23 protein-coding genes are annotated in these 23556 nt (G+C 57.2%); 3 read left to right on the forward strand and 20 right to left on the reverse strand.

Translation table 11 applies throughout. The features are described from left to right. Nucleotides 1-20 precede the first annotated feature (20 nt). The 14 genes from aroQ to HY868_19250 all read right to left on the reverse strand — a co-directional run bounded on the left by aroQ (nucleotide 21) and on the right by HY868_19250 (nucleotide 13633). A complete protein-coding gene (gene aroQ, locus HY868_19185; protein MBI5304265.1) occupies nucleotides 21-491 on the reverse strand; it encodes a type II 3-dehydroquinate dehydratase in 471 nt (156 codons plus the stop codon). Nucleotides 492-512: 21 nt separating this feature from the next. Then, nucleotides 513-1922: an aldehyde dehydrogenase family protein gene (locus tag HY868_19190; GenBank protein MBI5304266.1), complete on the reverse strand. Its 1410-nt coding sequence runs from the start codon at nucleotides 1920-1922 to the stop codon at nucleotides 513-515. Nucleotides 1923-1936: 14 nt separating this feature from the next. Continuing rightward, complete coding sequence (locus HY868_19195; GenBank protein ID MBI5304267.1) at nucleotides 1937-2731, reverse strand: citryl-CoA lyase; 795 nt, start codon at nucleotides 2729-2731, stop codon at nucleotides 1937-1939. Nucleotides 2732-2770: 39 nt separating this feature from the next. Then, on the reverse strand, nucleotides 2771-3763 hold the full coding sequence (locus HY868_19200) for an alcohol dehydrogenase catalytic domain-containing protein (protein MBI5304268.1): 993 nt from the start codon (nucleotides 3761-3763) through the stop codon (nucleotides 2771-2773). 81 nt (nucleotides 3764-3844) lie between these two features. After that, nucleotides 3845-4225 (reverse strand): cupin domain-containing protein, encoded by a 381-nt coding sequence (locus HY868_19205; GenBank protein MBI5304269.1) that lies wholly within the window; start codon nucleotides 4223-4225, stop codon nucleotides 3845-3847. A gap of 51 nt (nucleotides 4226-4276) precedes the next feature. Continuing rightward, nucleotides 4277-4984 carry an ABC transporter ATP-binding protein gene (locus tag HY868_19210; GenBank protein ID MBI5304270.1) on the reverse strand — a complete coding sequence of 236 codons (708 nt, stop codon included), beginning with the start codon at nucleotides 4982-4984 and terminating at the stop codon, nucleotides 4277-4279. Further along, the gene (locus HY868_19215; GenBank protein MBI5304271.1) at nucleotides 4981-5745 is read right to left on the reverse strand and encodes an ABC transporter ATP-binding protein; all 765 of its coding nucleotides are present in this window, start codon (nucleotides 5743-5745) and stop codon (nucleotides 4981-4983) included. Before HY868_19215 ends, HY868_19210 begins: the two co-directional genes overlap by 4 nt. Beyond that, a complete protein-coding gene (locus HY868_19220; GenBank protein ID MBI5304272.1) occupies nucleotides 5735-6748 on the reverse strand; it encodes a branched-chain amino acid ABC transporter permease in 1014 nt (337 codons plus the stop codon). Before HY868_19220 ends, HY868_19215 begins: the two co-directional genes overlap by 11 nt. A gap of 9 nt (nucleotides 6749-6757) precedes the next feature. Then, nucleotides 6758-7651 (reverse strand): branched-chain amino acid ABC transporter permease, encoded by an 894-nt coding sequence (locus HY868_19225; protein MBI5304273.1) that lies wholly within the window; start codon nucleotides 7649-7651, stop codon nucleotides 6758-6760. A 161-nt stretch (nucleotides 7652-7812) separates the two neighbouring features. Then, the gene (locus tag HY868_19230; GenBank protein MBI5304274.1) at nucleotides 7813-9003 is read right to left on the reverse strand and encodes an ABC transporter substrate-binding protein; all 1191 of its coding nucleotides are present in this window, start codon (nucleotides 9001-9003) and stop codon (nucleotides 7813-7815) included. Nucleotides 9004-9104: 101 nt separating this feature from the next. Next, nucleotides 9105-10844: a thiamine pyrophosphate-binding protein gene (locus HY868_19235; GenBank protein MBI5304275.1), complete on the reverse strand. Its 1740-nt coding sequence runs from the start codon at nucleotides 10842-10844 to the stop codon at nucleotides 9105-9107. Next, a complete protein-coding gene (locus HY868_19240) occupies nucleotides 10844-11632 on the reverse strand; it encodes an IclR family transcriptional regulator (protein MBI5304276.1) in 789 nt (262 codons plus the stop codon). The genes HY868_19235 and HY868_19240 overlap by 1 nt, the downstream gene beginning before the upstream one ends. A gap of 183 nt (nucleotides 11633-11815) precedes the next feature. Next, entirely contained in the window at nucleotides 11816-12997 is a 1182-nt protein-coding gene (locus HY868_19245; GenBank protein MBI5304277.1) for an MFS transporter, read from the reverse strand. A gap of 3 nt (nucleotides 12998-13000) precedes the next feature. Next, a complete protein-coding gene (locus HY868_19250; protein ID MBI5304278.1) occupies nucleotides 13001-13633 on the reverse strand; it encodes an HD domain-containing protein in 633 nt (210 codons plus the stop codon). A gap of 91 nt (nucleotides 13634-13724) precedes the next feature. Here HY868_19250 and HY868_19255 point away from each other — a divergent pair, with 91 nt between their 5' ends. Continuing rightward, nucleotides 13725-14015, forward strand: a complete 291-nt coding sequence (locus HY868_19255; GenBank protein MBI5304279.1) for an acylphosphatase — start codon at nucleotides 13725-13727, stop codon at nucleotides 14013-14015. 7 nt (nucleotides 14016-14022) lie between these two features. Next, nucleotides 14023-15234 (forward strand): FecR domain-containing protein, encoded by a 1212-nt coding sequence (locus HY868_19260; GenBank protein ID MBI5304280.1) that lies wholly within the window; start codon nucleotides 14023-14025, stop codon nucleotides 15232-15234. A 116-nt stretch (nucleotides 15235-15350) separates the two neighbouring features. Here HY868_19260 and radC read toward each other — a convergent pair whose 3' ends face one another. The 4 genes from radC to HY868_19280 all read right to left on the reverse strand — a co-directional run bounded on the left by radC (nucleotide 15351) and on the right by HY868_19280 (nucleotide 18358). Beyond that, the gene (gene radC / locus HY868_19265; GenBank protein MBI5304281.1) at nucleotides 15351-16016 is read right to left on the reverse strand and encodes a DNA repair protein RadC; all 666 of its coding nucleotides are present in this window, start codon (nucleotides 16014-16016) and stop codon (nucleotides 15351-15353) included. 161 nt (nucleotides 16017-16177) lie between these two features. Continuing rightward, nucleotides 16178-17539, reverse strand: a complete 1362-nt coding sequence (locus tag HY868_19270) for a CpaF family protein (protein MBI5304282.1) — start codon at nucleotides 17537-17539, stop codon at nucleotides 16178-16180. A gap of 2 nt (nucleotides 17540-17541) precedes the next feature. Further along, on the reverse strand, nucleotides 17542-17841 hold the full coding sequence (locus tag HY868_19275) for a hypothetical protein (GenBank protein ID MBI5304283.1): 300 nt from the start codon (nucleotides 17839-17841) through the stop codon (nucleotides 17542-17544). A gap of 97 nt (nucleotides 17842-17938) precedes the next feature. Next, on the reverse strand, nucleotides 17939-18358 hold the full coding sequence (locus HY868_19280) for a cupredoxin domain-containing protein (protein MBI5304284.1): 420 nt from the start codon (nucleotides 18356-18358) through the stop codon (nucleotides 17939-17941). A gap of 157 nt (nucleotides 18359-18515) precedes the next feature. Between HY868_19280 and HY868_19285 the strand changes: the two genes are divergently transcribed. After that, on the forward strand, nucleotides 18516-21563 hold the full coding sequence (locus HY868_19285; protein MBI5304285.1) for a GAF domain-containing protein: 3048 nt from the start codon (nucleotides 18516-18518) through the stop codon (nucleotides 21561-21563). 71 nt (nucleotides 21564-21634) lie between these two features. Here the strand turns inward: HY868_19285 and HY868_19290 are convergent, their stop codons facing one another. Both HY868_19290 and HY868_19295 read right to left on the reverse strand, forming a co-directional pair. Then, nucleotides 21635-22111: a CoA-binding protein gene (locus HY868_19290; protein MBI5304286.1), complete on the reverse strand. Its 477-nt coding sequence runs from the start codon at nucleotides 22109-22111 to the stop codon at nucleotides 21635-21637. Nucleotides 22112-22158: 47 nt separating this feature from the next. Then, entirely contained in the window at nucleotides 22159-23547 is a 1389-nt protein-coding gene (locus HY868_19295) for a cyclic nucleotide-binding domain-containing protein (protein MBI5304287.1), read from the reverse strand. Nucleotides 23548-23556: the final 9 nt, after the last annotated feature.

Below are 23556 nucleotides of genomic sequence, written 5' to 3' on the forward strand. Positions count from 1 at the left end.
TGCAAAGCCCCTACCAAAATTCAATCGTCGTAGCCGATCTGATTCTCTTCTTTCTTTTGCTCGTGCAGAATTGCGAGCAGCGCTTTGAGTCCGTACAAATAACTACGCCAACCCAGTCCGCAAATCATCCCGACGCAAACCGGCGTGAGCACAAGTTTGTGCCGAAATTCTTCGCGCGCGTGAATGTTCGACAAATGGACTTCGATGGTTGGCAATTTCACGGCGGAGAGCGCGTCGCGAATCGCGATGGAATAGTGCGAGTATGCGCCGGGATTGATAACGATGCCGTCCGCCCAATTGCGCGCATCCTGAATCGCGTCCACGATCCCGCCTTCACTGTTCGATTGGAACACCGTCAGTTCCGCCCCGTTCTCTTCGGCGACCTTTTTCATCCGCGCGTTGATTTCATCAAAACCGACCGTGCCGTATATCCCCGGCTCGCGCCAGCCGAGCAGATTCAAGTTCGGTCCGTGCATGAGTAAGATTTTCAACATGATTCATTCTCCCGTGACTCACAAGGTTTCGGTGTTGTAAAATTCGCCAAACAAGTCTTGCTCGGACGGACGGTCTTCGGGAATCGGACGACTGACCCAGGTCGTGTTCATGTAATGCTTCAAGTGGATATTCTCCGATGTAATGTTGCCGCCCCAGGTCCCGCATCCCAGACTCGACGTCATCGGCATCCCATTGTTGAACGCGCCGGCGTTCGCCTTCGACTGCGGCTGGCGTACCATCATTCTACTCACCGGTGCGACGAGCGCAAGTTGATGAATGTGCTCATCGTCGAACGAGTAGATGCCGCACGAGTGTCCCTTCCCGCCCACCTCGAAAATCTGTTTGACCATTTCCAGCGCGTTTTGAAAACCGGTATACTTGAAAATCGAAAGCACGACGCACAGTTTTTCGCTAGAGAAAAGATAATCCTTGCCGATGCCGTCTTCTTGGACGATGATGAATTTGCGGTCGGCTGGAATTTCAAATCCCGCGCGCGCCGCGATTCTCTGCGCCGAAATCGCGACCGTGTCCGGTGTGCGATGTCGTTCCGCGTCCCACAGCACCGCTTGCAGTTGCGCTTTTTCTTCGAGCGATGTGAGATAGCCGCCTTCTTTGATCAATTGCGCCAGGAATGAATCGTAGATGGATGCTTCGACGATGAGGTTGCCGTCGGCGGAACAGCCCGAACCATAGTCGGAGGTTTTGCTGATGCGCGTGTTGCGCGCGGCTTCTGCGATGTTCGCGGTCTCGTCAATCACCATCGTCGAGTTGCCCGCGCCCACACCTAGCGAAGGCACGCCGGAACTGTACGCCGCCTTGACCATATCCTTGCCGCCGGTCGCTTGAACGAGATCGCAAACGGACATGAGGTACTGCGACAGCGGGATGCTGGGTTTTTCGACGCACTGGAAAATATCTTCGGGCGCGCCTTCGCGCTTGAGCGTCTCGCGCATCACCCGGACCATTTCGAGCGTCGTGTTCTTGCTGCGCGGGTGGGGCGCAAAGATCACGACATCGCGACACTTGAGCGCGAACAAGCCGACGCCCGGCGGCGTCAGTTCCGGGTTCGTCGTGGGAATGAGCGAAGCGATCACTCCCACCGGCTTGCCGTATTTCACGATTCCTTTTTCCGGAATCTCTTCGATGACGCCGATGCTTTTTCGCCGGAGAATATCACGGAGGATGCCCATAATCTTGAAGCGTTTCGCCGCGCGTCCTTCGCGATCTCCCAGCCCGCTTTCGTCCACGCCCATCTGCGCGATGCGCGTGAATGTTTTTTCGTTCGCGGTTGCCCAGCCAATGGCTCGACACAAGCGATCCACGCGGGCTTGGTCATAACATTCAATTGCCTTCAACGCGACGCGCGCGCGTTTCAATAATTCATCGGCGTATATTTTTTCTTCTGGTGTGATGGGTCTCGGTGGCATAGTAACATTTCCTCCTAGTGTGATTTGGAAATCGGCAAATCTCTCTCGGACGGTCCGGCATAACCATGATCCACCGGATCAATGCGACGCATCGGCGGCATTTGCGTGATTTCTTCGTGCGCGTGCGCGAGAATGCCAGCCATGCGCGCGATCATAAATACCGCGTTTGCCAACGTCGGCGGAAATCCGATCTCGCACAAAATCGCCGCGATCGCGCCATCAATGTTGATCGGCAAATCTTTGCCCGCGCTTTTTTTCAACGCGCGTTCAATCGCGTGCGCGGCTTGCAGATAATTTTCGCGCACGTTCGCTTCACGCGCGAGATCGAACAAACGCGCGAGGCGCGGGTCTTGGTGTTTGTGCTGGCGATGTCCAAACCCGGCGAGACGCCGTTTCGTTTTTCGCCACTCGGCGACGACGTGATCCGCCGCGCGATCCAAATCCTGGGTCTCTTTCGCATACTCGACGACTTGCAGAAGCGCTTCCATCGCGTCTTGAACCGCCGCGCCGTGATATTTTCCCAGCGTCAACAATCCCGCCGCCGCTGCCGCGCCAAGCGGCGCACCGCCGGATGCCGCCGTGCGCGCGGCGAGCGCCGAGGGCGCGCCGGGTCCGTGATCAATGCTCGCGACCATGATCGCGTCAACAAGTTTGGCGACGCCCGGCGTTGGCAACTCGCCAGTGAACAGCAAATACAGCACAGACGGAAATGGAATCGCGCCGATCATTTGCACGAGATCATAGCCGCGAATTTGGATTCCGTTTTCCGTCGTGTAAGATAATTGGGTGTCCCAGTGAAGCTCGCCCACGAAAAACCTCGCGCTTTAGCCACGCCCTTAAGGGCGTAGCTAAAAGTGCAAATGGACTTTACCGGCTTGTCCGGTCGAAGCGATTTCAAGCGCGCGCGTGATTTCGTCGAACGCAAGTGTGTCGGTGACGATTTGCGCGGGATGCAACGCGCCACGCGCGACCAACGCAATCGCGCGCGTAAAGTCTTTTGGATGATCGTAGATGATCGAACCGTTGACGCGAATGGCTTCGCGCACCAAACGGAACGGTACAAATGTTGCCGGCGCGGTGGATAATCCGACCAAAACGACTTGACCGCCGCGCGGTACCGCGCTCAACGCCAGTTCCACGGTTGCGGTGACGCCAGCACATTCAAATACGGTCGTCACGTTTTCGGTTTGCCACAATTTTGCGACATCATCACCATTCGGGACGACCGCGCCCAATTGTTGCGCCATTACAAGCTTGTCGGTGAACTTGTCGTGCGCGATCACGCGCAACCCTTGCGCGACCGCGGCTTGAATCAAGAGCAAGCCCGTCGCGCCGCACCCCAGGACGGCAATCGTATCGCCGAGTTGTGCGCCCGATTGCCACAATGCGTGGAGCGACACGGCGAGCGGTTCAATCGTCGCCGCGTCCGAATCGGAGATTGCATCCGGTACGGCGAACACAAATTCAGCCGGCGCGGCGAATGCGTCGGCAAAACAGCCGGGCACGTTGACACCGGGGATTGTTTTGTTCGGACAAATGTTGCCGCGTCCGCTGCGGCAAAAGGCGCACGCGCCGCACGGATAGTTCGGCTCGACGATGACGCGTTGTCCGACCGCGAATTTCGTCACGCCTGCGCCGAGCGCGGTCACGCGTCCGACGAATTCGTGACCCAGCAACAGGGGATACGCTGGCGGCGCGCGATGCCCGGCATACAATGAAACATCCGAACCACACACACCGGCGCGGCTCGGTTGAATCAAAACGTCACCGGCTCCAACACGCGGCGCGGCAATTTCACTGATTTCAATTTTATTGGGTGATAGAAGCAATGCAGCTTTCATAATTTTCCGGGATGAAGGCGGAAGGGTGAAGGATGAATTTTAGAGCGAATTATTTCATCCCTCATCCGTCATCCTTCTGACTTAGGATTTGGGTAACTCGCCCTGCGGTGTGTACATCCAGATCAACCACAGCGGTTCATTGCCATTGTTCACGTGCTGATGAAACATGCCTTTTGGAATAAAGACCCAATCGCCTTCAGCGAAGGTAATTCGTTGTCCTTCTTCGGTCACCACATCGCCGGTGCCGCGGACCATAATGTCTACCTCTTCTGCGGCGGGGTGATTGTGCCGCGAGGATGATTCGCCCGGTTCAAAAATCGTCAGACCGGCGACAATATGCTCTGAGCCGACCTGTTCCTTGTTCACGAGCTGGAAGACTTTGCGACGAAATCCCGGCGAATCGAGTCCGATCCAGATTTCTTTGCCATCCTTGAACGGTCGCAGGATTTTGATCTCTGCCATTTACCAACCTCCAATTTTGATTTTCTAATCGCTATCGTTCAACTTCTAAACTCAGCCCGCGCCCAAGTACGCGTGTTGAATAATTGAATTCTCGCGCAATGCTTCGGCAGAATCAGCGAAACGAATCTTACCGGTTTCCATCACGATGCCGCGATGCGCGATCTTGAGCGCGCCGCGCGCGTTTTGCTCGCTCAATAGAATGGTCATGCCTTGCCGGTTCAGTTCCGCGATAATTTCAAAGACGCGCTTGACCAAGAGTGGCGCGAGTCCCAGCGAGGGTTCATCCATCACCAGCACCTGCGGTTTCGACATCAGCGCGCGCGCGATGGCGAGCATCTGTTGCTCGCCGCCGCTCAACGAACCAGCGAGTTGTTTCTCGCGCCCTTTAAGCGCGGGAAAAGTTTCGTACATCCGCGCCTTGTCTTTGGCGACCTCGGTATGATCTGAGCGATGGTACGCACCCATATCCATGTTTTCGTCCACCGTCAGCACGGGGAAAACGCGCCGACCTTCCGGCACATATCCTACCCCCAATGCCACCACCTTGTCCGCGCTTAGTTTATGAATCGGCGTACCATCCAATGTGATTCTCCCATCGCGCGGATGGAGCAAACCGCAGATCGTCTTGATCGTTGTGGATTTGCCCGCGCCATTTGCGCCGATCAACGCGGTGATCTCGCTCTGGCGAACTTCGAAGGAAATACCCTTGACGGCGTGAATGTGCCCGTAGTAGGTATTTAGATTTTCGACAACTATCACAGGTCTTCCTCCTTACCCAGGTACGCTTCGATCACGACTGGGTCGCCGCTAATTGTTTTTGTATCCCCTTCGGCGATCTTTTTGCCATAATCCAGCACGGAGACCACATTGCAAATGCCCATCACCAGTTTCATGTCGTGCTCGACGAGAAAGATGGTGACGCCGGAATCGCGAATCTTGAGCAACGTCTCGCGCAGCGCATCCGTTTCCGTTTCATTCAACCCGGCGGCAGGTTCGTCAAGCAAAACAATTTTCGGATCGGTCGCCAACGCGCGCGCCATTTCGACGCGGCGTTGATTTCCATACGGTAAACTCGTCGCGCGCTCGCGCGCAAAATCAGCGATGTGAAACAGACTGAGAAGGTTCATCGCTTTTTCGGTCAGGAGTTTGTCCTCGCGTTGGACTGCGATCGGATCCAACATCGCCTGCCACAAACTTGACTTGCAATGATGCCCCATTGCCACCAGCACATTGTCGAGCACGGTCATGCTCTTAAACAGCCGCAGGTTTTGAAACGTGCGCGCGAACCCGAGCGCCGTAATTTGATGCGCCGGTATACCGGCAATCGGCTTGCCAGCGTAAGTGATTTTTCCGCCGGTCGGTTTATAATAGCCGGACACGACGTTGAAAATCGTCGTCTTGCCAGAACCGTTGGGACCAATCAAACCGTGAATCTCGCCCTGCTTGACGCTCAGCGAAACGTCATTGACGGCGACGAGACCGCCGAATTGCATTGTGAGGTGTTCGATCTCAAGAAACATTCGGCTCCTCCATTCGCGATGGTTCTGCCGCTGGTTTGCGCGCCCACGGCAATCGTATGCCGCCGGCTTGCTCAATTTTCTGCGTAAGCCCCACCACGCCGCCGGGCATGAACAAGACCACGATCATGATCGCAAGTCCGAACCCAACTAGTTGCCAACTCTTGATGGCACGCAACCACTCTTGGGCAAGCGGCAAGGCAAGCCCTCCAACAACCGAGCCAGCCAGACTACCCATCCCGCCGACCATCGTCATAGTCAGGACGAACAATGCATTCTTGAACTCGAAGATGTCAGGGCTAATGTAGGTGCTCATGTGCGCATACAGCACGCCAGCCACCCCGCAGTAAACACCGCAGATGGCATTCGCCAAAACCTGGTAGTATGCCACATTGACGCCCATTGCCTTGGCGGCTGTATCGTCGTCACGAATCGCGATGAAGGAGCGACCGATGCGATGACTGACGATCTGCCGGGCTACCAGAAAACCGACCACTACGCAGACGAGAACGATATAGTAGAAACGTTCGGCGCCGTCAATTGGAATGCCAAACAGATTCGGCATCGGGATGCCGGAAATCCCAAGTGGACCCTCGGTCAACCAAATCTCATTGACCATGATAATGTTGATCGTCTCCGCGAGACCAATGGTTACGAGAGCTAAATAGTGTGAGCGCACCTTAAGCATTGGCAATGCGATCAATGCACCGGTAATGCCAGCAAGTAGCATCCCCAGCGGCATGTTGATCCAGATAGGCACTCCAAACCGCGTGCTCAGCAACGCGGCAGTGTATGCTCCTACACCCCAGAACGCGCCCAACGCCAGATTGATTTGTCCGCAGTATCCCATCGCCAAGTTGAGTCCCAAACTCATCAAAATCCAGATACCTGCCATATTGACGATATGCACTGTGTAGCGATTCGGCGCGACCAGGGGATAAGCCAGTAGGACAAGACCGCCTACCCCTAGCAAAATCCATTTGATTGTGCTCGCCGTGTTCTTCATTGAACCTCCTTAAACCTTGTCCACCGTGACCTCACCCACGATACCCGCGGGCTTGATCATGAGCACAACGATCATGACGACAAAAGCAATTCCCTTGGTGTAGGCAGATGAGATGAACCCAGCCGAAATCGCCTCAAGGACGCCGAAGACTAGCCCACCCACGATTGCGCCGGGGATACTGCCGGCGCCACCCAAGATGAACGCCGCAAATCCCTTCAGACCGACCGCCGCACTCATAGCTGGATTGACATAGACAATGGGGGCAGCCAGAATGCCCGCCGCCGCAGCGAGTCCAGCCCCGATGGCAAACACCAACGCGTTCGTGGTGTTGACGGGGATTCCCATGGCGCTCGCGGTTTCGCGATCCTGCGCGGCGGCGCGCATCGCTTTGCCCATTTTCGACTTGGCGAGAAATACATTCAGCCCAACCATCAACAGAGCGGACACGGTAATGAGCAAAAGCATCTGGGGCAACAACGCAACCCCGCCAATCACAATGGGTTCATTCGGCAAGGGCGAATTAACTGCGAAACCTTCCGCACCCCAGATGATAACCGCCAAATTGTCGAGAACATATCCCAACCCGATGGTTCCAAGCAGCATCAACATCAAATCGAGATGTGCAAGCGGGCGGAAGATTCGCTCGAGGATGAGACCCAGGATTGCCGTAAGCAGGATGCCCATGACGAATGCAATCGGATAGGGCACTTGCAATCCCATGACCATCCCGCGGTACCAAATGATCCCAAAGTAGGTGCCAATCATGTAGATACTACCGTGCGCAAAGTTGACCAATCCCATTGAGCGATAGATCATCGAGTAGCCAAGCGCGACCAGCGCGTATAGACTGCCGATCCCAATGCCGCCGACTAGAGTCTGAATGAAAATGCTAACGATATTCATTGCGTTACCTCCGGTTAGTGCAATAGTTGTGTTGTGCAATAGTGCGATAGTTGGATAGTGCGCTAGTTGCGATCAGTTCGACTGACCATTCAACTTTTCAACTATCGCACTATCGCACTATTGAACTAACGCACTAACACACTATCGCACTATTGCACTGATCACTTGCCGGTCCACACGGTCAGCTTGCCGCCTTTGATAATGCCCACGAGAGTGCCCGTGATGGTTTCACCTTTTGCGGTCACGTTGAACGTGCCTTGCAAACCTTTATGCCCCGAGATTTTGTGCAACTCCGCCGCGACGTTTTCAGAGGTCAGGGGGTTTGCTTTTTCCATCGCGAGCAGAAGGAGTTTGGTGCCATCGTACGTATTCGCGCCGTGAAATTCCGGAGTCTCATTCCAGCGCGCTTTGTAAGCGTTCACAAACTTGAGCGACATTTCATTCGCTTCGTCGTGCAGCCACGGCGTCGTAAAGAATACGCCTTCAGCTATAGTCTCGCCAGCCGTTTCGATGAACTTGGGTGTGCCAACCGCTGCGCCGCCAGCAATTTGTCCCTTGAAACCAAGTTGGCGCGCCTGCTTGGCGATCAAACCTGAAGCGACTTCCGATGAGCCGAGCAACAAAACTTCGGGTTGCGTCTGGAGAATCTTGGTGAGTTGTCCCGTAAAGTCCTTGTCGTCAATGCCGAATGCCTCGCGCGTAAGCGCTTGCAAATTGTTGCGTTTGAGCGCGGCTTCTTGGTAATCTCCCTCGCCCTTGCCGTATGCCGAAGTGTCCGCGATGATGGCGAATTTTTTCATACCCTTCACCGTTATCAAGAAATCGATGAGGGTATCTTCGAAGGAAGGACCTGCGGGCGTGGCGCGAAAGATGTACGCGCTCCCTTTGTTGGTGATATCCACGTTGGTCCCGTTGGTGAACTGAGGAATCTTGTACTGCGCGAAAATCGGAATGTCTGCGAGAGCCGAAGTACTGTTCGAGGTCGCCCAAACTGCCATGACTTTGTCTTCCGTCGCGACTTTTTGCGCGAGGTTCACCGACTTGGTCGGGTCGGCTTCGTCGTCGTAGGTGATGACCTGAATCTGACGACCCTGGATGCCGCCCGCCTTGTTCTTTTCTTCAACCGCAAGTGTGGTACCCTTTTTCATCCAATCGCCTAGAACGGCATTCGTGCCACTGAACGCGGCGATGATGCCAATCTTGATTGGCTCGCCGGTCGGTTGGCTTGCGACAGCTTTCGTTGCCGCGGGTTGCGCCGGCGCGCTTGTCGGTGCAGGGGCGGCGGTGGGGGAAGCACAGGCAGCAAGCAAAATAGCAAGCGCCATAAACACGAACAAAATTGTACGCTTCATTGCGAATCTCCTCCTCGTGAATGAATCATTTTTTTACCCGACCTGGTTTGATTCAATGTGTGATCGTTTGTGCGCTCACCTCCTTGTAAATTTTGTGTTTTCTACGCGCCTTTGCGGTAAATATCGTTGATATTCCAATATCCTGGTGTTGGCGTTGGGACATTTTCCATCGGTACGTGAATTACGGTCGGGACACCCGAGGCAAGCGCATCGCGCAATGCGGCGCCGAGTTCGCTCGCCGCGCGAATCAACACGCCGCGCGCACCACACGCTTGTGCCACGCCCGCGTAATCGACGCGGTACGGTTTGCCTTCGCTTTCAAACAAGCAACCGAAACTCCAGCCGTAATGATTCTTTTCCAAACCGGCAATCGTGCCGAATGCGGCATTGTCCATCACGACCCAGACGACCGGAATTTCCGCTTCCATCGCGGTTGCGATGACGGACATGTTGCTGCTGAACGCGCCATCGCCGACCAGCGCAACGGCGGCGCGGTTCGGTTGTGCGACCTTGACGCCCAGGACTGCCGCGGGACCAAATCCCATCGTCGCCAAGCCGCTCGGCGTGATAAACGTTCCTGGGATCGTAAATGGAAATTGTTGCGCGACGCCGTTCTTGTTCCAGCCGACATCGGTGACGAGAAAACCATCTTCTGGCAATGCCTTTCGGACTTCACCCAGGATTCGTTCGGGGTAGAGTGGATATTGATCCGATGTGTAGCGATCAGTCCAATTTGCCGCGAACGATTTGCGTCCCGCCGCAATTTTTTCGCGCAGCGACACACCTTGCGATGGTTCGGCAACCTGCGCAAGGTGTGTCGCTGCCTGCGCGATCAACCCCAGCGCGTTTTTCGCATCCGCGACGACACCCAGTTCCGTCGGAAAATTTCTGCCGATTTCCGCCGAGTCAATGTCAATGTGCATCAAGCGCGTTGGCGGAATCGAAAAAGTGAAACGTGCATCCCAGGAACTCGAATTGGCTTCTGCAAGGCGCGTGCCGACGGCGAGAATCAAATCGGCTTCGCGGCACATATCGTTTGCAATTGGTGTGCCCCAAAAGCCGGTCATGCCAAGCAATAGCGGATGATCATCGCGCAGTGCGCCTTTGCCCATCAACGTGTGCGCGACCGGTACATCGAGCGCTTCGGCAAGCGCGGCAAGTTCGGCTGACGCCCGCGCGCCAATCACGCCGCCGCCCGCGTAAATCACCGGACGTTCCGCTTCGGCGAGGGCTTGCGCGATTCGCTCGGCGGTACCTGGGTCGATCGTGGGGCGCACAATCGGCGCGGGAGTTTTGTTGAACGCGCCAACCGGCAAATCGGCGGAAAAAATATCCATCGGCACATCGACCAACACGGGACCAGGGCGACCGGTTTGTGCAAGATGAAACGCACGCTCGACGATGCGCGGCAAATCCTGCGCGCGATCGACGCGATAGACGCGCTTGCAGAACGGGCGATACACCTCATATTGATCACCGTCGATGTGTAGATTCACTTCTTGATGCGGATGCCGACCGAAATAGTACGAGGGCACATCGCCGGCAATCACGACCATGGGGATCGAATCAAGCGCGGCGTTCGCGACACCGGTCGCCGCGTTCGTGAGACCCGGACCCAGGTGCGTCAACAAAACTCCCACTTTACCCGATGCGCGCGTATACCCATCGGTCGCATGCGCCGCGATTTGTTCGTGACGCGTTGTAATGTAGCGTATCTTGCTGTGCCCTAACGCATCCAGCATCGCAATAATCGTATGTCCAGTTAGACCAAAAACAACCTCGACACCAAGACGTTCAAGATACTCGACGAGTTGATACGCGGCGATGCGTGTTTGTGTCATTATTCCTTCCCTCCGGGGATTTGACTCGAACCTGGATAACCAAGCGCGCGCGAAACCTGGTTGGCAAGCAGAACAATTTTGGGGGCGAACCTTTCGACGTGTTGATCGGTAAAGCGCAGCAGCGGACCCGCAACGTTGAGCGCGGCGGTCACCTTGCCGTTGGAGTCAAAAATCGGCGCGGCGAGACCGAGGGCATCTTCAAAACGTTCGCCATGACTTGTAGCAAAACCACATTCGCGAATCGTTTTCAGTTCCTTGAGCAGAGCACGCCGGTTGGTGATGGTGCGTTCTGTCATTCGTTCGAGCGGTTGAGCGACAATTTGTTCGATATCATCGGCAGGCATAAAAGCGAGGAGGGCTTTGCCGGCAGAGCCAGCATGCAGCGGCATGCGCTCCCCGATACGTACGACCACGCGCACACGTTCCGGGCTTTCGATGCGCTCGACGCACACGCGTTCCGTGCGTTCGAGCACATAAAGACTAACGGTTTCGTTGGTGATACGATGTAGTTCTTCGAGTGAGGGACGCGCGAATTCACGCACGTCAAGGAGACTCGTGTAGAGTGCGCCCCACGCCAGCACTTTGGGACCCATTCGATAGAGGCGGGTGGTGGGGTCTTGGCTGAGGATGCCGGCGGAGTAGAGCGTGGCGAGGAGACGACCAACCGTACTAGTGGACATGGTGAGTTGGCGTGCGATTTCACGAACGCCTAATTGGGGTTGGTCAGCGCGAAAACAATCGAGAATCGCAATCGCGCGCATCAGACTTTGGATTTCGCCAGATGCCATTTCTGCCTCGTCTTTGAGTGTCCCGCATTGTGGGATGCTGTCCCGTATTATACTGTAGCGGAATCTGAAAGTCAAGTGCCGGTTTGGTCAAAATTTGCGCGCCAGCCCAAACCAAAAGACCTTCGCGGTTTTTAGAAACCGCGAAGGTCTTGGATGAAACGCCAAGGTCTCCGGTTTACCGACTTACTCCATCTCCTCCACGTGCGGCTCGCGCAGAAATACGATCATCAGCAACATGACGCTGACACTGCCGATCAGGTTTGCGGCGAGCGGCGCGGTCATCCCTCCCCATTCGTACAACATTCCGCCAATCCAGGGCGCGGGGAACGCGATCAGCCCGCGAAACAAATTCGCGCGACCGAATGCTTCAGCGCGTTCGGCGGGCGCGACGCTCCGTGTGAGATACGTATTCGTCACCGGCACCCAGGTCGCGGCGGTGAGCGCGAAGAGGATTTGCGACGCGACAAAAATTTCAAAACTGGGTTGCGCCATCCAAATCAACATCAGCGGCAAGCCGAGCGATTCGGAAAATACCATCGTCGCTTTAGTGCCGCGCTGATCTACGAATCGCCCAATCGGATATTGCATCAGCGCCCACGCGAGCGACATCACGCTTGCTTGAATGCCGAGTTGCTCATTCGTAAAGTGCAGCGTCTTGACGAGCATCACCGACAAGATGCCAAAGCCCATCCCCCACGCGAACGAATCCCCGGCAATCGCGCCGTAGAACGCGATGAGCCGGCGCGGCGGGACGATCAATCTCCAAAATGATCGAGGCGAAACACGCGCGGATTGCCGCGCGTTCGTTTCGACCAGGCATCGCCAGAGCAACACCATCGCGATCGCTTCGAGCGCGAGCATGACCGGAAAAATCGCGATGTAGCCGGCATGGTCCGCGAGTGCGCCGCCGAGCGCGGGCGCGACGATGCCCGGCGCCATCGTGACTGCCATCATCAAACTGAACGCGCTCGCGTGGCGTTCGGTGCGCGCGGACTCGGCGGTCATCGAGCTGGATGCCGGGCGCGAGATCGCGGCGATGCTGAGGAATAACGCGCCGCACACGATCAACGCAAACAGACGCACGATGCCCGCGCTCTCGAATGCCGCGTATGCTGCGAGCGTGCCCAACCCTGCCGCGATGAGAACCGGCTTGCGCCCGAACCGGTCGGCGAGGCGTCCGCCGATGGGTTGCACGAGCGTGGCAAGCAATCCATTCGTGCCTGCTATCGCGCTGATCAAACCGATTTGCGACGCGGACGCGCCGAGACTTGCGGCGAACGGCTGCCAGAGTGTGTTGTAGATACTTGTGTGCGCGCCGCGCAGGAACGACATGCCGGCAAGCACGCGTAGATTATCGCGTTGCATTCGCTACGCCTCACCACGTACCTCGCGCTCGAGCCGCGCGAAAAAATCCGCCATGAACGCGTGGCGTTCTATTGCGATTTTTTGCGCGGTTGCGGTGTGCACGCGTTCGCGCACCTTGCTCAACTTGACCGCGAACTCGGCGACCGGGGTGTGGCTCGAATTGTGTTGATCGCGCGTTGCCATCGCGTCCAGCGATGCTTCGCCCCACATGCGCTGATTCAGCGTACCGGCAATCGCGTACGCGCGCGCGACGCCGATCGCGCCAATCGAATCGAGTTTGTCCGCGTCGAACAGCACACGCGCTTCGAGCGTTTGCGGCGCGGTCGTGCCGCGAAAGCGATGCGCGGCAATCGCGTGCGCGATGGCGTCCGCTTGATCGGTAGGCACTCCGCGCGCGAGCAAAATCGCGCGCGCGCGTTCTGCCGCCATCTGCGCGTGATCGCCTTTGCCGGTCGTGTCTTCTTCCGCGCGCGCGATATCGTGCAAGAGCGCAGCAGCGCGGACGATGTCGAGATCCGCGCCTTCCGCGCGCGCGATGCGCTCGGCGAGCGTGTACACGCGCAAAACGTGCTCGAAATCGTGCGCGCTTTCGGCGCCCGCGTAAAACGCGCGCGCGTCGTCAATCGTGATAATCAATTTGTCTCTCCGGTCAGACATGGTATAATGGAATTGCCGATTTTGGATTTGTATTTTCCCGATCCAAAATCGAAAATCAAAAATCAAAGGAATGGTTAGCAACTTGGAAACCACACGACTGACCGCCATTGTCACCGGATTGGTGCAGGGTGTCAACTTTCGCGCGTTCACGCAGCGCCGCGCGGCGGAACTGGGTGTGACCGGCTATGTTTGCAATCGTTCCGATGGTTCGGTCCAGTTTGTTGCCGAAGGTGCGCGTCCGGACTTGGAACGTCTGCTCGACGCAACGCGCGTCGGTCCGTGGATGGCGGTCGTGGAAAACATTGACGCGCACTGGGACGCGCCGACTGGGGAATTTTACCACTTTGAAATCCGATACTGATTCGAGAATGCGCTCGGCACATCCTGATCGCGTCGCGTGGCTCGTGTTGTGGGGCGCGTTCGCGGTCTTTCTCTTGTTGTGCGCGCTGGTTCCGTACGGCGGCTATTACTACCTCTTGCACGCGACGTCGCCGCGCACGGCAAATCTCGAAGTGATCAGCGGCACGGTGCGCGTGCGCCAACCGGGAAGCGCTGCGCCGCTTGCAGTGACGCGCGCCCAGGAATTGGACGAAGGGAGTACGGTAGAGACCGACGAGAACTCGCGTTGCATCTTGACGTTGCTTGACGGCAGTACGGTCACATTATTTCCCGGCACGCAGTTGACTTTGCGCGAGATGCGCGTGCCCGCGTTCGCGTGGGGCATCGAGCCGATTCATCTCGCGATTGATCAGACGCGCGGACGTGTGCGGGTTGGCGCGGCGCATCCGCTGTTGCCGGGCGAAATCGAATCGCGCGAACGTGATTTTCGCGTGTTTACTCCGCAGATGCAAGCGGTGTTAATCGAGGGGAGTTACGCGGTCGAAGTAACGGCGGAAGGCGCGCAGGTGACGGTAAGCGTCGGCTCGGCGACCGTGTTCGCGCAAGAGCGCACGGTTACGGTGAATCGCGGTCAGCGCACGGTCGCGCGCAACGGTGAGCCGCCGCTCGCGGCAATGCCGGCGGCGCAAGACATTATCGTGAATGGCGATTTCAAAGACCCGCTCGCGCGTGGCTGGTCGGTTGTGCGCGAAGCCGGCGGCGATCCGGCGACCGCGGCTGGCGCGGTGAGTATCGCGCAGGTGGCGGAACGCTTTGCGATTCGCATCAGTCGCACGAATTCGAATCAAACGAGTGCGATCACCGGCGTCGTTCAACAAATCAACCGTGAAGTATCAGACTATCGGACGATGCGTATCGCGGTGGATGTGCGCTTGCGCTATCAAAGTTTGTCCGGCGGCGGTATTCTCAGTTCCGAGTATCCGGTTATTGTGCGCTTGCGCTATCGCGATGTGTACGGCAGTGAAGCCGAATGGGTTCACGGATTTTATTATCAAAACACCGCGAACAATCCGACCTTGAACGGCGAACAAGTGCCGGCGGATGTGTGGGTTCCGTTTGAAAGCAAGAATCTTTTCGAGTCGCTCGAGCCGCGCCCGTTCTTTATCACGACGATGCAGATTTACGCATCGGGCTGGGATTACGATTCGTACGTGTCGGGGGTTCGTTTAATAGTTGAATAGATGGATGGCTGGATTGTTGGATTGTTGGATTGTTGGGACACTCTTCAGAAGAAACGCCAGGTTTCCCTCATTTCTCTCATTTCCCTTATTTCCTTGTTTCCCTTGTTTTCCTCTCCTTACCCAAATCCCAACCCGCGTTCCTTGAGACTCACAAACTTGGTTCCCGCGCCAATCACGAGATGATCGAGCACGTCAATGTCCAAGAGTTTCCCGGCTTGCACAATCTCGCGCGTCACCGCGACATCTTCCGGCGACGGCGTCGGATCGCCGGACGGATGATTGTGCGCGACGATGAGCGCGGCGCAATTCTGCCGTACCGCCTCGCGAAATAGTTCCGCCACGCGAATCACCGTCGTGTGCAGCGAGCCGCGATACATCGTCGGCATCGCGAGCACGCGATTCTTGGTATCGAGCAAAACAGTTCGCATCACCTCTTGCTCTAACGTCCCCATGTCCGCGAGCAAGTTCACCGCGTCCGCCGGTGATTTGATGACCGGCTTTTCCTCTGGCGATGCCACGCTAATCCGCCGACCCAGTTCGAACACGGCTTGCAGTTCGATGGCTTTGACCGGTCCGATGCCTTTGACGCGTGTCATTTCGCTCAACGGCAAACGCGACAAGCCGACCAAGCCGCCGCACTCGCGCAGCAATCGCTCTGCGAGGTGCACGACGTTTTCGCCGCGCGTGCCGGTGCGAAGTAAAATCGCGATGAGTTCTTCACTCTTGAGCGCGTTCGCGCCCAGATGCTTGAGCCGTTCGCGCGGTCGTTCGCTGACCGCCATTTCTTTCAGAGTGTAAACCACGCGCGCAGAGCATGAATCGGTGGGGAGCATGGTGGTCTCCGTGCCTCACCCCTCACCCCCGCCTTCGGCACCCCCTCTCCCCTCTCCTGATTTGAAAAATCAGGAGAGGGGAGAGGGGGTTAGGGGGTGAGGCGTGAGGATTATTTTTTGCGCGGCGTCAGTGGCTCAACGCCAAACGTTTCGGGAGGGAGCGAAAAACCAACGGCTTCGAGGCGCGTCACAAACCTGGGACGAATGCCGGTTGGTTTCATTTCGCCGATGATCGCGCCTTGTCCGTCAACGCCTTTCTCGACGAAACGAAACACGTCTTGCATCACGACCGTGTCGCCTTCCATACCCAGGACTTCGGTGATCTGGGTGATTTTGCGCGAGCCATCGCGCAGGCGCGCTTGTTGCACGATGAGGTCAATCGCGTGGACGATTTGCTCGCGAATCACGCGAATCGGAAATTCGATGCCCGCCATCAGCGTCATCGTTTCGAGACGGCTGATCGCATCGCGCGGCGTGTTCGCGTGGAGCGTCGTCAGCGAGCCGTCGTGCCCGGTATTCATCGCTTGCAACATGTCGAGCGCCGCGCCGTCGCGCACTTCGCCGACGACGATGCGTTCGGGACGCATGCGGAGCGAATTGACGACGAGATCGCGAATCGTGACCTTGCCCGAACCATCTGGTTCGCCGGGATGCGCCTCGAGCCGGACGATGTGCGGCTTGGCGAGTTGCAATTCCGCCGAGTCCTCCACGGTCACGATGCGTTCGTGATCGGGAATAAAATTCGAGAGGACGTTGAGCAGGGTGGTCTTGCCGCTGCCCGTGCCGCCGGAGACGATGATATTCAAGCGTGCGACGACGCACGCCTGCAACAGATCCGCCATCGCTTGCGACATCGAGCCGAACGCGATCAAATCCGTCGCCATCAATTTCTTTTTCGAGAATTTGCGGATCGTGATCGTCGGTCCATCAATCGCGCTCGGCGGAATGATGACGTTCACGCGCGAGCCGTCGGGCAGGCGCGCGTCGGCGAGGGGCCATTGGCGATTCACGCGGCGACCGAGCGGACGCAAGATGCGCTCGATCACGCGATACACGTGCGCGTCGTCGTCGAAATGGATGTCCGTTTCCGCGACGCGTCCTTTTTGTTCCGCGAACACGTGATGGGGTCCGTTCACCATCACTTCGGTGATCGAAGGGTCTTGGAGGAGTGGCTCGATGGGACCAAAGCCCAGAATTTCGTCGAGGACTTGGTGCTCGATTGAGTCGAGTTGCTTCGGGGTAAACGGCGCGTTCGCTGCCTTGCAGATCGCGACGAAGCGTTCGCGCACCGCGCTGACGACGGCGTCGCTGCGCGTGAGACGTTCGGCGTTGCCGATTTCGGCGAGCAGTTTTTCGATGACCCATTGTCGAAATTTGGTTTCAACTTCAGGTAGTGTGGGCGCGGGCTTGTCAGCGGTCGGCGCTTCGCCTTTGGATTTGTCCGACGCGACGCGATCGAGAAGACCGGGCATGGTTACTTGTCCTTCGACTCAGATTCAGGTTCGTCGGGGCAAATCCAATCTACCTGATCCTTGTTCACGATTAACAGCCCAGTTTCGCGGATGAGCCGTGCGCCGTCGGCGCTCCAAATTTTCGCGTCGGTGAGCGCGACGAATCGCTCCGCGTTGTTCCACTCGTCCTTCAATCGGTTGTCGCGTGAGAGGTACATGGTGCCTTGCGCGCGCGTTCCGCGGATAGACAATGTGACCAACAATCCGCGTTTGCTGATGCGTTCGGTAAAGTACTTGCCTTTGTCGTCAACCTCAAGGGGCATGATTTCCTCCGTGCCACGCGTCGAAACGAATTGGTGCAATTATATCGCGCGGGCGCGGTTGAGGCAAGAGGGAAATTGGGACTGATTGCGCACAGCCCTACTTGTCCTTGACGATCAGTTTGCCGACCATGCCGGCTTCTTTGTGTCCCGGCACGTCGCAAAAAAATGTGAATGTGCCGGCGCGCGTCGGAGTGAATTCGAGAATGCTCGTTTTGCCTTTTGCCGCCGAGATGTGCAACGCCGCCGAGTGTAACGCCTCGGTCGCGCCTGGCGGAGCATTATCCGCCACAATGCGGACGTTGATTGTCGGCAGGTCCGCAACGCTCCAGTCGTGCTCGAGCAAACCCGTGTTGCGTAACGTCACGCGCACCGGTTGCCCAACGACGACCTCGATCGTGTTAGGTTGGTACTTGAACTCTGTGCCATCAAGCATGATCTCGCGCACGCTAGCCGTGTTGCCGCACGCGGCAAGCACAAACACCAAAGTGAGCAAACACAACATTCGAAATAGCAGCATGGGTTCTCTCCTGAATGGAATTGGGAACATTGGTCAGTTGTCTAGTCTCTTGAAAACGGGTAGAATGGGAGCAATGCAAATTTGGTTTCGATTCATTTTTCGATTGCGACGAAACTCATATTTCTCAAGGTTCTAGTCCTTCGGCGTCAGGGTCAGTATGCACGCGGTAGATGATATTCGGGCTTTGCTTCGTCCCGTCACGTATGCGACGGGGTTAGTTCTTGCCCTCGGTTTGATCGGCGTTCAGGTCATCCCCATGGATGACACGCGCCGCTATATGTTGAGCGCGCTCATCATTCTCTTTGGTGTGCTCGCGCTGCTGACCTTGCGCTACATCACGCCGCGCGTGTGGACGAATGCCTGGGTGATCTATCTCACCATCATCATCAACACCGCGATTATCGCGTTTGCCAATTGGCAACTCCCCGAACTCGATCTGTCTCCACTCTACACGCTGGTCGTCATTGTGACGGCGATCATTTCCGAACGCCGCGCCGGTTTGTTTGCGGCGGGCTTGGTCAGTCTCACGCAAATGACGATTGACCTGTCCACACGTCCTGAGTTAATGGTCGGACCAGCGTTACGCCTGGTGGTCTATGTGTTGGCGGCGCTGTTGATTTCCGAATTGACGCGCGCGCTGACCCATCATTTCCGCGTCGCCGCGCTCCAAGCCGATGAACAACGCCGCGAAATCGAGCGGCGTCAGGCGGAACTGGAAGGACTGTACGAAATCTCACAGGCATTCGCCGATCTCGATGACGCGTCCGCGACGTTTCGCCAAGTGACCGAACGCACCGCGCGTTTGCTCGGCGCGCAGGTTTGTTTCCTCGAACGATTCGACGAGGCGCGGTCGTGTTTGTTCGGCTTACCGCCCGGGTTCGGACTTGCCGATACGCAAATTGCCGCGCTGGTTCACCCAGTAGACCACGAGATGATCGCATTGTGGGATGTCGAACGACACGATTACTTGCTCGTGAATGATATTGCGCGTTTGCCGGCGCGTTTGGCGGAAACAGTGCGCGGACTGAATTTGCATAACCTCGCCGCGGCGCGCCTCGTCGTGCACGGTCGCGCGATTGGGTTGATTCTCGCGGCGAACAAGCTCAACGGCGACTTTAACGCGCACGACGGACACTTGTTGACGATTCTCGCGCGCCAAGCCGCCATCGCGGTCGAGAATGCGCGTCTGTTTGGCGATACGCAGGTGAGTCTGCGAAACGTGACGCGCTTGTACGCGATGAGCGCGCAACTCACGCAACAACGTGACCCGCGCGATGTCCCGACGCACATCGTCCACGCGGTCGTCGAGGCGCTCGGCGCGCCGATGGCGACGCTCGCGTTGATGAACGAAGCGACCGGCAAATTGGAGTACGCCGCGACGGTGGGCGCGCCGCCCCAGGCAAGCCAGACTCCGTCCAGCGAAAACGGCTGGGGTATGCATGTGTTTCAAAGCGGCGAGGCGCATTATATCGAAGACACGCGCGCCGAACGCGATCTCTCGCCGGGCACGGACGCCTGGGGCGACCGCGCGGTCGCGTGTTTACCGATTCAGCACAACGTCAAACGGATCGGCTTGCTGTACGTCAGTTATCTTGAGCCGCATAGCTTTACGCCGGTCGAAAAAACTATGCTCGCGATTTTCGCGAATCAAGCCGCGATTGCCCTGGAAAACGCCTGGCTCTATCGCGAAGCGCAAAAAAATCTTGACGATGTGACCCAGCTCTACGCGATCAGCGCCGAGTTGTCCGGGCATCTCAATCCCGATGATTTGCCGCAACGTGTCATCCAAGCCATTGCCCACGCGTTGAACGCGCCGATTGCGACGATCGCGCTGCTCAACCCCGCGACGCATTTGCTCGAATACGCGGCAACGGTCGGCGTGTCGGAGCACGCGCGGCGCTTGCCGTTTCGCCCCGATGGCTTGGGGATGACCGTCGTGCGTAGTCGGCAACCGACATTTATCCAGGATATGCAAGCGGTGGAAAATCCCAGCCCCGCGGCGAGCATGATGCGCTATCGCGCGGTCGCGTGCTTGCCGATTCAACGCGGCGGCAACGCGATTGGCGCGCTATACGTCAATTACGCCGAGCCGCACGTCTTCACGCCCATCGAAAAAAGCACGCTCGCGATTTTCGCCAACCAAGCCGCGATTGCGTTGGAGAACGCGCAACTGTACGCCGCCGAGAAACGCCGCGTCGCGCAACTCGCCGTCGTCAACGACCTGGGTCATCGCGTCACCTCGATTTTGGATCTCCGCGAATTGGCGTGGACGTTGGCGCGTTTGATCCGCGCCCAGTTCGGTTATCGGTACGTGCATGTCTTTCGCGTGGATGAGCCAGCGCGTGAGGCGGTCCTGCTGGCGGGCGAAGGACCGTATCCCAGCGCGTTGTCCAACGCGCACTTTGCGCTCAAGTTCGAGCAAGGGATGGTGGGCTGGGTTGCCGAGCACGGCGAACCGTTGCTCACAAACGATGTGGCGCGCGAACCGCATTTTATGTTCCACGAGACGGTCGCGGACACGCGGGCGGAATTGGCGGTGCCGCTCAAAATCGGTCCGCGCACGATTGGTGTACTCGACGTGGAAACGGATCGCGTGGACGCGTTTGACGAGAGCGATATCGCGACGCTCGAAACGCTCGCCGCCCAGGTTGCGATCGCGATGGAAAACGCGCGGCTCTACAGCGCGCTGCAGGACCAAGCCCGCCGCGATAGTTTGACCCAGGTTTACAATCACGGCTATTTTATGGAACGGCTCACCGACGAATTGCAACGCACCGTGCGGGAGGGCGCGTCGCTCGCGCTTATCATGCTCGACATTGATCACTTTAAGGCGTTCAATGATCGCTATGGTCACTTGGTCGGCGACAAGGTGCTTGACGTGACGGTGAAAGCGATTCGGACGCACCTCAAGCAAAGCGATTGGGTGGGACGGTGGGGCGGTGAAGAGTTCGTGATCGCGTTACCGGGTTTGGGACTGGAACACGCGCGTGACGTTGCCGAGCGAATTCGGAGCACGTTGCAAGATATCCACTTGAGCGCCAAAGATGGCGACCCTATCGCGCCGCTGACGGTGAGCCAGGGCATCGCCGTATTCCCCCAGCACACGCGCGATCCCTGGGATTTGATTGATCTAGCAGATGCCGCGCTCTATCGCGCCAAGTCATCGGGACGCGATCAAGTGTGTGTGTGCAGCGATCAATGTTAAAGTGCGGGAGCGAGGACTCGCTTCACCAAAATCCAGGTTTCCTCGAAGGGGAGAAACCTGGATTTTGTTTTTTATTTCGCGATCAACCGCCGGTGTGATTTCATCATACATTCGTTCATCACCACGTCGAGTCCTGCCGCGCGCGCGCGTTCCGCCGCCGCTTCGTTGACGATGCCTTCTTGCATCCACACGACGCGCGCACCGATTTGAATCGCCTGCTCGACAATCGGCGGCACATCTTCCGCGCGGCGAAAAATCTGCACGACATCCACTTGTTCCGGCACGGCGAGCAAATCGGGGTACGCCTTCCGTCCCTGGATTTCGGTCACGGTTGGATTCACGGGTATCACGTTGTACCCTTGGGTCGCGAGATATTCCGGCACAAAATAACCGGGACGTTCCCAGTTTGTCGAAAAACCAACCGTCGCAATCGTGCGTGCGGTTTCCAATATACGTTTGAGTTCGGCGTTGTTCACAAATCCCTCCGTGGCGCAAATTTCCAATTTGCGGCGCCGCAAGTTGGAAATTTGCGCCACGATTAACTCCATAACGCAAATTTCTAATTTGCCAAGTAGCAAGTTGGTAATTTGCCCTACTATGTCTTTAGTTGAATCGGCAACTCGACGTGAAAGGTCGTCGCGCCGGGTTGCGACGTGACGCGAATTTGTCCGCGATGTTTTTGGATGATGTTGTAGGTGATGTTCAGTCCCAGCCCAGTGCCGACGCCGGGCGGCTTGGTTGTAAAGAATGGATCGAAAATGCGCGATTGAATGTCGGGCGGAATGCCGGGACCATTATCCGTCAGTTCGACGACGACGCATTTTTCTTTCTCGTACGTCTTGATTTTGATTTCGCCTTTGCCGTGCATTGCGTCAATCGCATTGTCAATGATGTTCGTCCACACCTGGTTCAATTCGCTGCCATACGCCTCGATGCGCGGCAAGTCGGGTGCGTAATCGAGCGTCACGGTTACGCCTTGCTTGAGTTTGCTCCGCAAAATCGTCAACGTATTTTCGATGCCCTCGCGCACGTCAATCTGTTGAATCGGCGCTTGGTCGAGGTACGAGTACGACTTGACCGCCTTGACGATTTCTGAAATGCGCGCGGCGCTCTGGTTCACTTCGTCAATCAACGAATAGACCACGCAACCCACGCACAGCCAGCGCGCGATGACGGCGAATTGTGGCGCGGTAAATGATTGGCTCAACGCCGCGACATCCGGCGTGACCCAGCCGAATGAAACAAGCACGGGTGCGATCTCCCACGCGTTTTCGATGGCGCGCTCTTCGAGCCAGGTTTGCAATTCACTTTCGCGATCACTCCGTGTGATCGGGTCGAGGTTCACGCGCGCCGTCGAGCGCTGCAGCATTTCATCGCGCAGAGACGTGATGAGCGCGGTTTGCGCCGCGTCGAGTCCAATCGTACCGAGCGTGATGGTGAGTTGTTGCCAATCGGTCAGCGTGTCGCGCAGTTGCGCGCTCGCGCGCCGCGCCGCCGCGCCGGGGTTGTTCAACTCGTGTGCGAGACCGGCGGCGAGCGTGCCGAGCGACGCCATCTTTTCGCTTTGACGCAACATCACTTCGGTGTTGCGGAGGCGCGCGATCACGGTCCGCAAAATCGAAAGGGTGGCGACCGGGCGGGTCGTGACCAGCTCGTCGAAAATCGCTTTGCTGATTTTAGCAAGGCGACTATCGGTTGCCGCGCGAACGGTTGCGCTGCGCGGACCTTGTTCGAGCAGGGACATTTCGCCGAACACTTCGCCCACGCCGCGCATGGCGATGGCGACCTCGCTGTTGCCGGAACGCTTGGTGACTTGAAACTCGCCTTCGAGCACGAGGTAGAGCGCGTCGCCGGGCGTGCCTTCTTCCATCAACACGTCACCTTTACGAAGCGACACGATCTCCGCCATCCCGGTGAGCCACGCGATATCTTGTTCGTTCAAGCCCGCAAAGAGCAATTGCTTGCGAATCAGTTGTTCGTTCATTTTGAAAAA

Source organism: Chloroflexota bacterium (assembly GCA_016219275.1).
Lineage (GTDB): Bacteria > Chloroflexota > Anaerolineae > UBA4142 > UBA4142 > JACRBM01.

Bases quoted from the DNA above. Each gene is read 5' to 3' on its own strand.
- HY868_19280 (MBI5304284.1), bottom strand. From the start codon at position 18,358: ATGCTGCTATTTCGAATGTTGTGTTTGCTCACTTTGGTGTTTGTGCTT.
- HY868_19190 (MBI5304266.1), bottom strand. From the start codon at position 1,922: ATGCCACCGAGACCCATCACACCAGAAGAAAAAATATACGCCGATGAA.
- HY868_19245 (MBI5304277.1), bottom strand. From the start codon at position 12,997: ATGCAACGCGATAATCTACGCGTGCTTGCCGGCATGTCGTTCCTGCGC.
- HY868_19240 (MBI5304276.1), bottom strand. From the start codon at position 11,632: ATGGCATCTGGCGAAATCCAAAGTCTGATGCGCGCGATTGCGATTCTC.
- HY868_19235 (MBI5304275.1), bottom strand. From the start codon at position 10,844: ATGACACAAACACGCATCGCCGCGTATCAACTCGTCGAGTATCTTGAA.
- HY868_19230 (MBI5304274.1), bottom strand. From the start codon at position 9,003: ATGAAGCGTACAATTTTGTTCGTGTTTATGGCGCTTGCTATTTTGCTT.
- HY868_19220 (MBI5304272.1), bottom strand. From the start codon at position 6,748: ATGAAGAACACGGCGAGCACAATCAAATGGATTTTGCTAGGGGTAGGC.
- HY868_19285 (MBI5304285.1), top strand. From the start codon at position 18,516: ATGCACGCGGTAGATGATATTCGGGCTTTGCTTCGTCCCGTCACGTAT.
- HY868_19255 (MBI5304279.1), top strand. From the start codon at position 13,725: ATGGTTAGCAACTTGGAAACCACACGACTGACCGCCATTGTCACCGGA.
- HY868_19290 (MBI5304286.1), bottom strand. From the start codon at position 22,111: ATGGAGTTAATCGTGGCGCAAATTTCCAACTTGCGGCGCCGCAAATTG.
- HY868_19275 (MBI5304283.1), bottom strand. From the start codon at position 17,841: ATGCCCCTTGAGGTTGACGACAAAGGCAAGTACTTTACCGAACGCATC.
- HY868_19270 (MBI5304282.1), bottom strand. From the start codon at position 17,539: ATGCCCGGTCTTCTCGATCGCGTCGCGTCGGACAAATCCAAAGGCGAA.
- HY868_19225 (MBI5304273.1), bottom strand. From the start codon at position 7,651: ATGAATATCGTTAGCATTTTCATTCAGACTCTAGTCGGCGGCATTGGG.
- HY868_19215 (MBI5304271.1), bottom strand. From the start codon at position 5,745: ATGTTTCTTGAGATCGAACACCTCACAATGCAATTCGGCGGTCTCGTC.
- HY868_19205 (MBI5304269.1), bottom strand. From the start codon at position 4,225: ATGGCAGAGATCAAAATCCTGCGACCGTTCAAGGATGGCAAAGAAATC.
- HY868_19260 (MBI5304280.1), top strand. From the start codon at position 14,023: ATGCGCTCGGCACATCCTGATCGCGTCGCGTGGCTCGTGTTGTGGGGC.
- HY868_19295 (MBI5304287.1), bottom strand. From the start codon at position 23,547: ATGAACGAACAACTGATTCGCAAGCAATTGCTCTTTGCGGGCTTGAAC.
- radC (MBI5304281.1), bottom strand. From the start codon at position 16,016: ATGGCGGTCAGCGAACGACCGCGCGAACGGCTCAAGCATCTGGGCGCG.
- HY868_19200 (MBI5304268.1), bottom strand. From the start codon at position 3,763: ATGAAAGCTGCATTGCTTCTATCACCCAATAAAATTGAAATCAGTGAA.